Below are 13143 nucleotides of genomic sequence, written 5' to 3'. Positions count from 1 at the left end.
GTTCGTCCTGAGCCAGGATCAAACTCTCCATAAAAGAAATTTGATAAGCTCAAATTGTTTTGCTGGCATCAATTTTGATGTCCAAAATTTTGTTTTGTTCACTTACCGAAGTTAGCTACTAAAAACTTTATTGATTACGTTTTGCTTGTTCAGTTTTCAAGGTTCATTTTGTCGCCGCTTTGTTTCAGCAACTTTTATATCTTAACATTTCTCACTTTCGTTGTCAACAACTTTTTTCAAGTTTTTTCACCCTGTCAAAAGTGACAACTCTTATAATCTATCACTTCGAGAAGTTGTTGTCAACATCTTTTTTGTGATGCAATTTCAAGTTCGTTATGTTTTTCTCGCGTCGTCTTAACGACAAGTAATAATTTATCACGAATCTATAACAAGCGCAAGTGTTTTTACTATAAAAATATCTTTTTCGATAAATCATTCATTAGTAAGCTATTAATAGACTTTTCGAGCATTGTTATTTCTAGTATTTGTTGTAGCTATGACATTAATTTTTTTACTATACATCGGTTTCTTGTAAATCTCGATAAAATAAGAAGGCCCTTTTAATTAGGACCTTCTTTTATATAGAAATCATTTTGTAATGTGGCGCATCGTCGGGAATAATAGTACGTCACGGATTGATGGAGAGTTTGTTAAAAGCATGATTAAACGGTCGATACCGATACCTAAACCACCTGTTGGCGGCATACCATATTCCAACGCTTCTACGAAATCATTATCCATATCGTGCGCTTCATCGTTACCAGCTTCTTTTTCAGCTAACTGCGCTTCAAAGCGTTCTCGTTGATCGATTGGATCATTAAGTTCTGTGAATGCATTTGCATGCTCACGACGAACGATAAACAGTTCAAAACGGTCTGTGAAACGCTCATCCTCTGGATTTTTCTTAGCTAGAGGTGAGATTTCTACTGGGTGTCCGAATACAAATGTTGGCTGCACAAGTGTCTCTTCTACTTTTTGCTCGAAAAACTCATTAATGATATGACCCACTTCATGTGAAGGTTTAACTTCTACTCCATGCTCCTGAGCAAGCGCTTGTGCTTGTTCTTTTGTCATAGCTTGCCAGAAGTCCACACCCGTAGCTTCTTTAACGGCATCTACCATATGGACACGTTTCCAACCTGCAGCGAGGTTAATTTCATCTTCTCCATATTGAACTGTTGTCGAACCAAGAACTTCTTGCGCTACATGTGCAATTAAGTTTTCCGTTAGAGACATAATATCTTTGTAGTCTGCGTATGCTTCGTATAGCTCAATCATTGTGAATTCAGGATTGTGACGTGTTGAAATACCTTCGTTACGGAAAACACGGCCAATTTCATATACTTTTTCAAGTCCACCAACGATTAAACGTTTTAAGTGCAATTCAATAGCGATACGCATATAGAGTTCCATATCAAGCGCATTATGGTGTGTAATGAACGGACGAGCCGCTGCACCACCAGCAATTGTATGAAGCATTGGCGTTTCGACTTCCAAATAACCTTCATTATCTAAATAGTTTCGAATAGCACGAATGATTTTAGAACGTGTAATAAATGTATTTTTGCTATCTTCATTTGTCATTAAATCTAAGTAACGTTGACGATAACGTTGCTCTACATCCTGTAAGCCGTGGAATTTCTCTGGCATTGGACGTAATGCCTTCGTCAGGAATGTAAATCCTTCTGCTTTTACTGAAAGCTCTCCTACTTGTGTGCGGAAGACGTTACCACGAATACCTACGATATCACCTAAGTCAGCTTGTTTGAATAATTCGTAAGCCTCTTCACCAACGTGGTCTTGGCGAACATAAATTTGAATTTGCCCACCTAAATCTTGAATATGTGCAAAGCCAGCCTTTCCTTTACCACGCTTTGTCATAATACGACCTGCGATAATAACCTCTTGAAGGTTTTCTTCTAGCTGCTCTTTTGTTTGATCCGCAAATTGTTCACGTACTTCTGTTGATAAATGTGTTCGTTCAAAACGGCTACCAAACGGATCTTGACCATTTTCACGAATAGTCGTCATTTTTTGGCGTCTCACCAAAAGCTGATCATTTAATTCTTCTATGTTTGACACTTGTTTCACTCCTTATTAAATTGTCCGCGTTTACGTCCATAATATTTCTATTGTACACAATTTTAAAGCTGTATTCATCTGTTTCGGTTTAATTTCCACAAGAGTCAAAATGATTAATAATTCAAATAATTAAAGTGCTTAATAGAAACACCCCCACTTTCTCAATGCTACCGCTGTCATGTAAAAAGGAGACATCCCTAATAAGACGTCTCCTTGTACTTTTATAGAATCATTTCTTTTAACTCTGGAATAAGAAGATTAGATTCGCGTTCCTCATATTCTTGGACAAGTCCATTTAATAGGGCGCGAAGCTCCACAGCCGTTTCTGTTTGGTTAATTGCATTACGTGCTTTACCGTTACCACGAATGCCTTTCAAGTACCATGATGCATGCTTGCGCATTTCACGCACGGCTACGATTTCACCTTTTAATTGCATAAGACGTTCAAAGTGTAATAAACACACATCAATTTTTTCTCGTACACCTGGCTCTTCTTTTAGTTCACCTGTTTCCAGATACTGCACAGTCCGATAAATCATCCATGGATTCCCTAATGCAGCACGGCCAATCATCACTGCATCTACTCCAGTTGTTTCAAGCATACGCTTCGCATCTTGCGGCGTTTCGACATCGCCATTTCCAAGCACAGGAATAGAGACGTTTTCTTTTACTTGACGAATAATATCCCAATTCGCTTTACCTTCATACATTTGAACACGTGTACGACCGTGCACTGCTACCGCTGAAGCACCAGCACGTTCTGCAGCTTGAGCATTTTCAACAGCAAATACATGTTGGTCATCCCAACCAATTCGCATTTTTACACTGACTGGCTTTTTCACCGCATCAACAACAGCTGCTACCATTTCGTATATTTTATTTGGATCTAAAAGTAATCGAGCACCCGCTTCACATTTAATGATTTTATTAACTGGGCAGCCCATATTAATATCAATAATATCCGCTGTTGTATTTTCGTCTACATACTTTGCCGCCTCTACTAATGTTGCTTTATCTCCACCAAAGATTTGCAAAGATAGTGGGTTTTCACGTTCATCGATATATAGCATGCCTAATGTTTTTTCGTTCTTTTGGACAATTCCTTTATCACTAATCATTTCAGCATATACAAGCCCTGCTCCAAATTCCTTAACTGTTAAACGGAAAGCAGAGTTACAAATTCCGGCCATTGGTGCTAATACGACACGGTTGTCCATGACAATATCGCCAATTTGGAACGGCTTCTCAGTTGACTGACTCAACGTTGATTTCCTCCTTCTAGTGGGCTCTCACCCTTCAATTCCTAAGTATCTATTATTAATGGCCGTGCCATAGTTGTTAATACATCCACTAATGGTTCCGTTTATCAATCAGACTCCCTAAGAGAATCATCAGTGTCATCACAACACTCTTAATAATTTTATCTTTAGGTTGTGTGATTTATTTAACGGAACCCACCATATTTTGCTCTAGCGATTCTTTCCATAAGGTTACGCCTTCATTTTCACAATTCAACTGTTTCAACGTATCATGAGCTAGCTGTAATTGCTCGCCCACTGGTGTAGGTGTAATTTCTATCAGTGGCACTAACACAAAAGCCCGTTCATACATTCTTGGATGTGGAACAATTAAGTTCTCTGTTTCAATATTTTCGTGATTATAAAGTAAAATATCAAGGTCAATGATTCGAGGACCCCAACGAAATTCACGAACACGCCCTAGTTCGTTTTCAACTGACTGGCAAATTCCCAACATTTCAGAAGGAGAATAACTCGTTTTAATAGAAACTGCAATATTTAAAAAATCTGCTTGATCTGTAAAGCCCACAGCCGCAGTTTCATAAATTGAAGAAATTCGGACAACCTCTATTTTTTCCTTCTCCATTAAAAGCTTAATAGCTTGCTGAAGATTATCATAACGCTCGCCAATATTTGTACCGATTGATAGAAAGACATTATTCATCGGAATTCACCTCTCGTCACTTCAACAGATACCTCTTTGTAATAGCCCTGTATCGGTGGATCTGGCTTAATAAGCTCCACGCGAACACCTTTTACTTTGTCAGGATATGCCTTTAGCACAGTGTTGGCAATTTTTGATACAAGCGCTTCAATTAGTTTAAAGGGTTCACCTTCTACAATATCACGGCATATCGCATATACCTCAGCATAATTCACTGTATAAACCAAATCATCCGTTTCACCAGCTTTTGTCATATCAACCGCGAGGGAAACATTGGCACGGAAGCGTTGACCTAGGGTAGTTTCAGCCGCTAACACACCGTGATAGCCGTAAAACTGCATGTCCTTTAAATGAATATAATCCATTAAGCTTCCTCCTCATATAATCGTTTACCAACTAACACGTCCGTCATATACGTAGCACGAGCCATTTCCTTCACATCGTGCACGCGGATCATATGACAACCCTTTTCAATGCCATATACAACTGTTGCAGCGGTACCTTCTAAACGCTGCTCAACTGGCAGCTTCAGCACATTGCCAATCATTGACTTACGTGATGTTGCCAGTAGCACAGGATAACCCATTAACACTAAATCATCTAAATGCTGCATCATTTCAATATTGTGAGTCGTCGTTTTTGCAAAGCCAATCCCTGGATCTAAAATAATGTGGGTATCGGGTACACCAGCCTTCTTTGCAATCGAGATACTTTCTTCTAAGTCAGCCTTTGCTGTTGCCCAAAAACCAGCACCATAGTTCTGATTTTCACGGTTATGCATTAGAATGATAGGCACATTTAGTTGTGCTGCAACCTGCGCAATCTCAGGTTCTGACTTTGCACCCCAAATATCGTTAATGATATGTGCACCCGCTTCAACCGCTGCACGTGCTACATTCGCTTTATACGTATCCACCGAAATAATTGCTGGTACTTCAGCAAGCAATGCTTGAATAACCGGTACAATACGTCCAATTTCATCTTCATCGGAAATACGCTCATAGCCAGGTCGTGTGGACTCACCACCAACATCAATAATTTTAGCGCCATCAGCTACCATCTTTTTCGCTTGCGCAACGGCTGCTTCAACGTTATTGTATTTACCTCCATCTGAAAAAGAATCGGGTGTGACATTCAAAATTCCCATGACAAACGTTTCGCTAGTATAGTCTAAAGTAATTCCGTTAATCGTTAACGGAGTTTTATATTTTTCTAACATCTTGATACTCCTTTTATCCTTGTTCCATTTCCTTCACAAACGCTTCATGCAAACGTATATAAATAGGTCCTTTGTTGCCAAGTAGCTGCACATTCTCTAATGCACGAATTGGAACAAGTTCTTGCACGGAATTTGTAATAAAGCATTCAGAACTTTGCTCTGTATCCTCTTTCGTAAAAAGCCCTAGCTGCACTTCAATACCGAGAGATCGTGCTCGCTCTATAACCCATGCCCGCGTAATGCCAGGTAAAATGCCTGTCTCTAAGGAAGGCGTATATAGTATATCATTTTTCACCCAAAAAATATTTGATGTTACACCTTCAGCCACATAGCCAGCCTCCGTTAAAAAGAAACCCTCTTGTTCCGCCAATGACGGCATTTCAAAGCGCCCCAAAACATTATTGCCGTAATGATGTGACTTGACACGAATACCACGTTCAGGAGTATTACGACGTGTTACTAACCACTGCGCTGATTTTTCCTTTCCACGAGGCGTATCAAGTAACTCCTTGCGAAAAACAATTACATTCGGCTCCATATATTTTGTCGGCTGTAAACCAATACCATGATCTCCAGCTGATACATTTATACGAAAATAACCATCTTGTCCGCCAGCCTGAACATTCAATTGCTCAATCACCGCGAGTAAGTCATCCTCTGTACAGGACATGTATATACGGTATTGGGCAAGAGCCGCTTGTAACCTTTCTATATGTGCCTCCCAACATAGCACCTTCCCGTTGTATGTTCGAAACGTTTCAAAAAAACCAAGCCCATATAAAAAACCGTGATCAAATGGAGAAATTCGTAAATCCTCCGCTGCAATATAGTTGCCATTCATCCAGCATTGCATTTATTTTACTCCCTCTACGTACAGTTCTATAAAATGACGCAGCAATTTTTTACCTTGCTCGGTCATAATAGACTCGGGATGATATTGAACCCCTTCAATTGGGTAGTCCTTATGACGAATACCCATAATCTCGCCTTCCGTTGTCCATGCTGTCACTTCAAAGCATTCTGGTAATGATTCCTTCTCTACAATAAGCGAGTGATAACGGGTTGCTTGGAACGGATTCGGCATACCTGTATGTAAGCCAATTTCAGCATGCAACACAGGAGAGGTCTTGCCATGCATTAATCGCTCGGCACGAATAACTTTGCCACCAAAAACCTGTGCAATCGCTTGATGACCAAGGCAAACCCCTAAAATCGGAATATTTCCCGTGAAATATTTGATAATATTTAAACTTTCTCCTGCCTCATTTGGACTACATGGCCCCGGCGATATAACGATCATATCAGGCGCAAGTTGTTCAATATCTTCTACCGTTAACATATCATTTCGCTTCACAATCAGTTCATGTCCAAACTCGCCAAAATACTGTACAAGGTTATACGTAAAAGAATCATAGTTATCAATCATTAAAATCATTTTGCTCGCTCCTCTGCCATCGCCTTTGCCTGCCACATCGCTTTCGCTTTATTTAAGGACTCTTGGTGCTCCCTTTCTGGTATGGAGTCAATAACAATACCTGCACCTGCTTGAATATGGGCTACTCCATCTTGGATAAATGCTGTTCGTATAACAATATTAAACTCCATGTCACCTGTATAGCCTAACCAGCCAATCGAGCCTGTATATAACCCTCGGCGCACCGGCTCTAGTTCCTCAATAATCTCCATCGTCCGAATTTTAGGTGCTCCAGTGATAGTACCACCAGGAAACATTGCACGTACCACATCGGCATTGGTCTTGCCATCAGCAATTTCACCCCGTACATTGGAAACAATATGCATAACATGCGAATAGCGTTCAATAACCATAAATTCATCTACCTCAACAGTACCGTACGCCGACACTCGTCCTATATCATTACGTTCCAAATCAACAAGCATTACGTGCTCAGCTCGTTCCTTCTCGTTATCAATTAATTCCTGCGCTAATGCTAAGTCTTCCTCTTGTGATTTTCCTCTTGGACGCGTCCCTGCTATTGGGCGCGTTGATAATTCATTTCCGTGGCGTTTCACTAAGAGCTCGGGCGAACCAGATACGACAGCAAAATCTGTCGCTTCAATGTAAGCCATATAGGGGGAAGGATTAAATGCACGCAATGCCTCATATACATCAATAGCTGTAGCATTTAATTTTTTTGATTGACGTACAGACAAATTCACCTGAAATACATCCCCTTGCGCGATGTATTTTTGGATTTTACTTACTGCTGCTTCAAAATCAGTCCCTGCAAAAGACACGAGTAATTCACTTTCATCGTTGACAATCTCTACTGCATTTGCCTTTTCGAATTTGCGTGTAGTAATACCTTCTTGTGCTGCTACCTGCCATGCATGTGCACGCTCCTCCAAATTCACTTCACAGCCTTCTAGCTTCATAAGCGTAACAACATTTGTATTTACATCATGCACTGCCCAGCAGTCAAAAATATAAAAATAAATGTCTGGCACAGACAAATCATCTGCCGCTATCTCTGGCAACACTTCAATTTTGCGTGCATAATCATAAGACACAAAGCCAATCGCGCCACCCTGAAAAACAGGGAGCTCAATATGATAAGGAATTTGATATCTTGCGACTAATTCTTCCAGTAAAGCAAGTGGTTCACCGTATAAGATTTCACTATTGCCATTTCTCCACCTTACATGTAAGCCATCCTCAATCGATTGCGCAGTCGCTAACGGTTGCCAAGCAGCGATGTTAAAATGTCCCCCACGCCCACTTTCTAAAAAAACATGTGCCTGTTCTTCTTCTGTTTGCCTTTTATAGCTATAAAAAAATGCGTCTGCATCCATTTTCAATGTTGTCGTATGTAATGTTCCCACGTTGCAACTCCCCTTTAAATCATATGATGTAATTCCATCTTAACGTGAAAAATGCAGTGAGGCTAATTTTTTTGCTAAACGAAAAACGAGACTCCAATTAATGGAGTCTCGTGATAAAAAGTAAGATTAGTCTTCGAATTGATATAAAGGAGTTGATAGGTAACGTTCACCGTTTGAAGGTACGATTGCAAGAACGTTCGAGCCTTTTCCTAAACGTTTTGCTGTTTCAATAGCAGCGTAGATAGCTGCACCTGAAGAAATACCACATAAGATACCTTCTTCACGAGCTACTTTACGAGCTACATCAAATGAAATTTCGTTTTCTACAGGGAATACAGATGTATAAACATCTGTATCTAATACTGCTGGTACGAAACCAGCACCAATACCTTGGATTTTATGTGGACCTGGTTGACCACCTGACAACACTGGAGAATCTTTTGGCTCAACAGCGATAATTTCGATTTCTGGGTAATTCTCTTTTAATACACCACCAGCACCTGTGATTGTACCACCCGTACCAACGCCCGCTACAAATGCATCCAATTTTAAACCTTCGAATGCTTCTACGATTTCAGGACCTGTTGTTAAACGGTGAACAACTGCATTTGCTGGGTTTGTAAATTGTTGCGGAAGGAGGTAGCCATGCTCAGTAGATAATTCTTCTGCTTTTGCAATCGCACCTTTCATACCTGCTGGCCCTGGTGTTAACACAAGGTCTGCACCATAAGCACGCAATAAGTTACGACGCTCTAAGCTCATCGTTTCTGGCATTACTAGAATCGCTTTATAGCCTTTTGCCGCAGCAATCATCGCTAAACCAATCCCCGTATTACCTGAAGTTGGTTCAATAATTGTGCCACCAGGTTTTAAAGTACCATCTTTTTCAGCTGCTTCGATCATCGCTAATGCTAAACGGTCTTTTACTGAACTACCTGGGTTAAAATATTCTAATTTTACGTATACTGTACCTTCATTTTCATTTGTTGCATGATTTAATTTTACGATTGGCGTTTTACCAACTAATTCAGCTACTGAGTTTGCTAATTTACTCATTATACATTCCACTCCCAATCCCTACTATTTTTATAGGTTTTACTTATTTTGTATTTTATCAAGTTTTCCATTCGATTGTCAATAAATAAAACTTATATTTTCAGAAAATTTATTATAAGCCAGAAAGTATGCGACTTCCTGGCTCCTCATCATTTCTTTTCTTCTCCGTAATACCAAGTTGCTTTAAATTCCGACCAAAATGCTTCTGGTGTCACGGATTGTGGCAATTGCTCCAGTGCAAGCTCACGTTCAATATGTTCTTTCACATCGTCATATGTAAAGGATTGACCTTCTATTACTTCTTGAACTTGCACAATCGCATAATGACCATTATCCAACTTAAACGCCTTACTAATCTCTTTTGCTGATAATGCTTTAGCCGCCTTCCGTATTGAAGGATCGATATTTTCCTGTTTTTCTGTCAGGAAGCCAATATCTCCACCCAAACTAGCAGATGCACTATCCACTGAAATTTCACGTGCTAACACTGAAAAATCAGAACCGTTTTTAAGTTCACTTAATGCTTCTTCAGCTGCTTTTTTGGATGCTACTTCAATAAACTTTGTACGATAGCTTGTTTCAATATTGTAAAGAGCCTTATTTTCCTCATAGTCTTTTTCTATACTATTTTCTTTAATGTCCATATCTTTTGTAAGTACCTTATCTAATATTAGCTGTGAACGTATTTTTTGTCGTAGTTGATCTGCAGAGAGATTTTGCATTGCCGTATCAAATTTATCTTGCGCTGACCGCATTAAAGCAAGCTCTAAATCAATTTCTTTATCAGATACTTTAATTTTGTATTTTTTGGCCGCCTTTTCCATTACGGATTCATTGACTAAGTTTTGTAATGTCTCTTTGCCATAACGTTCTTCCATAGCAATCATCCACTCTTGGCGTGTTATATGATCACCATCAATGGCAGCGACTTGTTCGTCGCTACCAATTTCCTGTGCTTTATTGGGAATTAACCAAGCAATAAACCATAACAGATTTCCTAATAACAAAATAGCTAGTACTATTAAAACCGGTTTCGTCTTTAAGCGTCGTTGCGATAAGGGCGTTTGGTTGGTAGATGCTAGAGGCCGTCGATTACGCGTTGAGCTCATCGATGAACCCTTCTAGCTCTTCTTTTGAAAAATGATATGTTTCTAAACAGAAATGACATTGCGCTTCTGCTTCGCCATCTTCTTCAATCATTTCTCGAATTTCTGCTGACCCTAATCCTATAATGGCTGCACCAAATCGCTCTTTTGAACATTGACACTTAAATTCAACCGGCATTGAATCTAAAATTCGGACATGATCTTTCCCCAAAACTGCTTCTAAAATTTGCTCTGGTGTATAGCCTTTTTCAATCATTTTTGAAACCGGTTCTAAAGTCGCTAGATGCTGTTCGATTTCATTTATTGTTTCTTCTTCACAGCCTGGCATTAGTTGAAGAATAAAACCACCTGCTGCAAGAATTGTGTTATCTGGATTTACTAATACACCTAAGCCTACTGATGATGGCACCTGTTCAGAAGTAGCGAAATAGTAAGTAAAGTCTTCTGCAATTTCTCCTGACACGATTGGCGTTTGTCCGGAGAACATATCGCGTAGGCCAAGATCTTTTACAACCGTTAATGCACCCTCTGTCCCAACACCTGCACGCACGTCTAACTTACCATGCTCATTTAAATCAAAATGCACCTGAGGATTTGTCACAAAGCCACGAACTTCACCCTTAGCATTACTATCAATTACCATAGGACCGATTGGACCGTCACCTTCAATTTTGATGGTAATTTTTTCTTCGCCTTTCAACATGGCTCCCATCATTACACCCGCTGTCATGGAACGTCCAAGTGCTGCAGACACGATTGGCCATGTATTATGACGACGTTGAGCCTCTCCTACTGTTGCCGTAGTACAGGCTGCAAATACACGCACCTGCCCATTAAACCCTAAACCTCTTACTAAATAATCTTTCATAGATGATAGTCCCTCATTTCTTAGTGATTGCGTTTATATAGCTGATATAAGCCTTTTAATGTTAAAAACGGATCGACCACATCAATAGCTTGCGTCTCCCCAGCAATTAAATTTGCTAACCCACCCGTCGCAATAACAAGTGGTTCTTCTTTACTTTGTGTCTTCATGCGATTAACGATGCCCTCAACTTGTCCAACAAAGCCATAAAAAATTCCGGCCTGCATGGCAGAAACTGTTGTTTTCCCAACAATATGTGTAGGGCGCATTATTTCAATACGCGGTAATCGAGCGGCTTGCGTATACAACGCTTCCGTAGAAATGGTAATACCCGGGGCTATAGCACCACCCATGTAGTCACCTTTTTCATTCAAATAACAAAATGTTGTCGCTGTACCAAAATCAACAATAATGAGTGGTGTCTTGTAAGCATCAAGTGCGGCAATAGCATTCACTATGCGATCTGACCCAACCTCTCTTGGATTTTCGTATTTAATATTTAATCCTGTTTTCACACCTGGGCCAACAACAAGTGGTTTTTTATGAAAATACTTTTGACACATCGCTTCTAATGAAAACATAATAGGCGGTACAACCGAGGATATAATAATGCCCATAATTTGTTCAAATGAAATGCCTGCATGATTAAAAAAGGCTTGTACTTGCATCGCATACTCATCTTCCGTTTTATGAAGATCGGTCACCATTCGCCAATGGAAAGCTAGTTGTTCATTAGCATCATAGACACCTAATACTATATTTGAATTTCCTGCATCTAATACTAAAATCATGCCTGAAGCCTCCATATCTATTGCACCTCGACGAGCGTTCTGTCTGCATTCAGTCAAATAAACAGTTTGTTTGGACATTGTTATGCGCAAAGATATTCAACACTATTCCAAATCTGTAACATCCGCCTGAGGCTATAACTTTATACAGTATTCTAACGTCCACTGAATAAACAAATAGTTGAAATTATCTCCGTACAATAGAGATGAGAGATTTCTACCGAATAAAGTTAGAACACTTTAGAAAATGATACCATAATTTTAAACGAAGGAAATAGCATTCATACTCATGATAAAAGGAGCAAACCAACGTGTAATGAAGGTTGCTCCTTGAGCATTATTTAAAATTAAATTTTTCTGGGTCTGGACCGCAGCGCAAGCCATCGTTCAATGCATCTAACTTCGCCATTTCTTCATCTGTCAGTGAAAAATCAAAGACTTTTAAGTTTTCTGTCATACGCGCAGGCGTCATTGTTTTTGGAATAGTCACAACGCTATGCTGAACATCATATCGTAAAACAATTTGTGCAGGCATTTTACTATATTTAGCAGCTAACTCTTGAATTAACGCTTCCTCCAACAGAGTACCATTCATCAGAGGTGACCATGCCTCTACTTGAATACCATGTTCCTTACAATAGGCTCGCACTTCCTCTTGCGTTAAATGCGGATGGAATTCAATTTGATTTATAACAGGGATAACCGTTGTCTCTTTTAATAAATTTTCTAGATGATGCACATGAAAGTTACTTACACCAATTGAACGCACACGGCCATCTTGATAAATTTTTTCAAGTGCTTTATATGCTTCAACATGGTTTTTATCTATACCTGGCCAATGAATTAAATAGAGGTCCAAATATTCTAGCCCTAATTTTTCTAAACTACTATCATAGGCTGTAAGTGTCTCTTCATAGGAAAGCCCGTCGTTCCACACCTTTGATGTCACAAATAGTTCTTCACGTGTTACTAATCCTTCAGCGATTGCTGCACGAATTCCTCGCCCAACACTTTCTTCGTTGCGATATATTTGAGCTGTATCAATACTACGATAGCCTTTAGCAATTGCTGTTTTCACGGCCTCTGCCAAGTCTTCACCTTCAGGCACACGAAAAACCCCATAGCCAATTAACGGCATTTCAAGGCCATTATTCAATGTTACGTTTCCCAAGTTCAACACTCCCATCCATTTATTATGCAATTGCATAATATACTATCTATATC

Annotated in this window: 13 protein-coding genes; all 13 read right to left on the bottom strand. The window is 39.6% G+C overall.

Annotated features, from left to right (window positions below):
- Nucleotides 1-588: 588 nt before the first annotated feature.
- The 13 genes from lysS to ACQKII_RS21215 all read right to left on the bottom strand — a co-directional run bounded on the left by lysS (nucleotide 589) and on the right by ACQKII_RS21215 (nucleotide 13105).
- Nucleotides 589-2091 (bottom strand): lysine--tRNA ligase, encoded by a 1503-nt coding sequence (gene lysS, locus ACQKII_RS21275; protein ID WP_427462450.1) that lies wholly within the window; start codon nucleotides 2089-2091, stop codon nucleotides 589-591.
- 212 nt (nucleotides 2092-2303) lie between these two features.
- On the bottom strand, nucleotides 2304-3344 hold the full coding sequence (dusB, locus tag ACQKII_RS21270) for a tRNA dihydrouridine synthase DusB (protein ID WP_427462449.1): 1041 nt from the start codon (nucleotides 3342-3344) through the stop codon (nucleotides 2304-2306).
- Nucleotides 3345-3522: 178 nt separating this feature from the next.
- Entirely contained in the window at nucleotides 3523-4044 is a 522-nt protein-coding gene (gene folK, locus ACQKII_RS21265) for a 2-amino-4-hydroxy-6-hydroxymethyldihydropteridine diphosphokinase (RefSeq protein WP_427462448.1), read from the bottom strand.
- The gene (gene folB, locus ACQKII_RS21260) at nucleotides 4041-4409 is read right to left on the bottom strand and encodes a dihydroneopterin aldolase (protein ID WP_427462447.1); all 369 of its coding nucleotides are present in this window, start codon (nucleotides 4407-4409) and stop codon (nucleotides 4041-4043) included. Before folB ends, folK begins: the two co-directional genes overlap by 4 nt.
- The gene (gene folP / locus ACQKII_RS21255; RefSeq protein WP_427462446.1) at nucleotides 4409-5263 is read right to left on the bottom strand and encodes a dihydropteroate synthase; all 855 of its coding nucleotides are present in this window, start codon (nucleotides 5261-5263) and stop codon (nucleotides 4409-4411) included. Before folP ends, folB begins: the two co-directional genes overlap by 1 nt.
- A 13-nt stretch (nucleotides 5264-5276) precedes the next feature.
- On the bottom strand, nucleotides 5277-6116 hold the full coding sequence (gene pabC, locus ACQKII_RS21250; protein WP_427462445.1) for an aminodeoxychorismate lyase: 840 nt from the start codon (nucleotides 6114-6116) through the stop codon (nucleotides 5277-5279).
- On the bottom strand, nucleotides 6117-6698 hold the full coding sequence (gene pabA, locus ACQKII_RS21245) for an aminodeoxychorismate/anthranilate synthase component II (protein WP_427462444.1): 582 nt from the start codon (nucleotides 6696-6698) through the stop codon (nucleotides 6117-6119).
- Nucleotides 6695-8074, bottom strand: coding sequence for an anthranilate synthase component I family protein (locus ACQKII_RS21240; protein ID WP_427462453.1), 1380 nt, complete (start codon nucleotides 8072-8074; stop codon nucleotides 6695-6697). Before ACQKII_RS21240 ends, pabA begins: the two co-directional genes overlap by 4 nt.
- A gap of 156 nt (nucleotides 8075-8230) precedes the next feature.
- Nucleotides 8231-9160: a cysteine synthase A gene (gene cysK / locus ACQKII_RS21235; protein ID WP_427462443.1), complete on the bottom strand. Its 930-nt coding sequence runs from the start codon at nucleotides 9158-9160 to the stop codon at nucleotides 8231-8233.
- 149 nt (nucleotides 9161-9309) lie between these two features.
- Complete coding sequence (locus tag ACQKII_RS21230; RefSeq protein ID WP_427462442.1) at nucleotides 9310-10269, bottom strand: peptidyl-prolyl cis-trans isomerase; 960 nt, start codon at nucleotides 10267-10269, stop codon at nucleotides 9310-9312.
- Nucleotides 10253-11134 (bottom strand): Hsp33 family molecular chaperone HslO, encoded by an 882-nt coding sequence (hslO, locus tag ACQKII_RS21225; protein ID WP_427462441.1) that lies wholly within the window; start codon nucleotides 11132-11134, stop codon nucleotides 10253-10255. The genes ACQKII_RS21230 and hslO overlap by 17 nt, the downstream gene beginning before the upstream one ends.
- Before the next feature lie 20 nt (nucleotides 11135-11154).
- Nucleotides 11155-11922 carry a type III pantothenate kinase gene (locus ACQKII_RS21220; RefSeq protein ID WP_427462440.1) on the bottom strand — a complete coding sequence of 256 codons (768 nt, stop codon included), beginning with the start codon at nucleotides 11920-11922 and terminating at the stop codon, nucleotides 11155-11157.
- A gap of 334 nt (nucleotides 11923-12256) precedes the next feature.
- Nucleotides 12257-13105, bottom strand: a complete 849-nt coding sequence (locus tag ACQKII_RS21215) for an aldo/keto reductase (protein ID WP_427462452.1) — start codon at nucleotides 13103-13105, stop codon at nucleotides 12257-12259.
- Between the last annotated feature and the right edge of the window lie 38 nt (nucleotides 13106-13143).

The organism is Lysinibacillus sp. NPDC048646, assembly GCF_050272295.1.
Taxonomy (GTDB): domain Bacteria; phylum Bacillota; class Bacilli; order Bacillales_A; family Planococcaceae; genus Lysinibacillus.
Note: the sequence above shows the minus strand (reverse complement) of the source record. Positions and strands in the feature narration are given on the sequence as shown.

Excerpts from the sequence above, each read along its gene's own strand:
- folK (WP_427462448.1), bottom strand. The coding sequence starts at position 4,044 with ATGAATAATGTCTTTCTATCAATCGGTACAAATATTGGCGAGCGTTAT.
- folB (WP_427462447.1), bottom strand. The coding sequence starts at position 4,409 with ATGGATTATATTCATTTAAAGGACATGCAGTTTTACGGCTATCACGGT.
- folP (WP_427462446.1), bottom strand. The coding sequence starts at position 5,263 with ATGTTAGAAAAATATAAAACTCCGTTAACGATTAACGGAATTACTTTA.
- pabC (WP_427462445.1), bottom strand. The coding sequence starts at position 6,116 with ATGCAATGCTGGATGAATGGCAACTATATTGCAGCGGAGGATTTACGA.
- pabA (WP_427462444.1), bottom strand. The coding sequence starts at position 6,698 with ATGATTTTAATGATTGATAACTATGATTCTTTTACGTATAACCTTGTA.
- ACQKII_RS21240 (WP_427462453.1), bottom strand. The coding sequence starts at position 8,074 with ATGGATGCAGACGCATTTTTTTATAGCTATAAAAGGCAAACAGAAGAA.
- cysK (WP_427462443.1), bottom strand. The coding sequence starts at position 9,160 with ATGAGTAAATTAGCAAACTCAGTAGCTGAATTAGTTGGTAAAACGCCA.
- ACQKII_RS21230 (WP_427462442.1), bottom strand. The coding sequence starts at position 10,269 with ATGAGCTCAACGCGTAATCGACGGCCTCTAGCATCTACCAACCAAACG.
- hslO (WP_427462441.1), bottom strand. The coding sequence starts at position 11,134 with ATGAAAGATTATTTAGTAAGAGGTTTAGGGTTTAATGGGCAGGTGCGT.
- ACQKII_RS21220 (WP_427462440.1), bottom strand. The coding sequence starts at position 11,922 with ATGATTTTAGTATTAGATGCAGGAAATTCAAATATAGTATTAGGTGTC.
- ACQKII_RS21215 (WP_427462452.1), bottom strand. The coding sequence starts at position 13,105 with ATGGGAGTGTTGAACTTGGGAAACGTAACATTGAATAATGGCCTTGAA.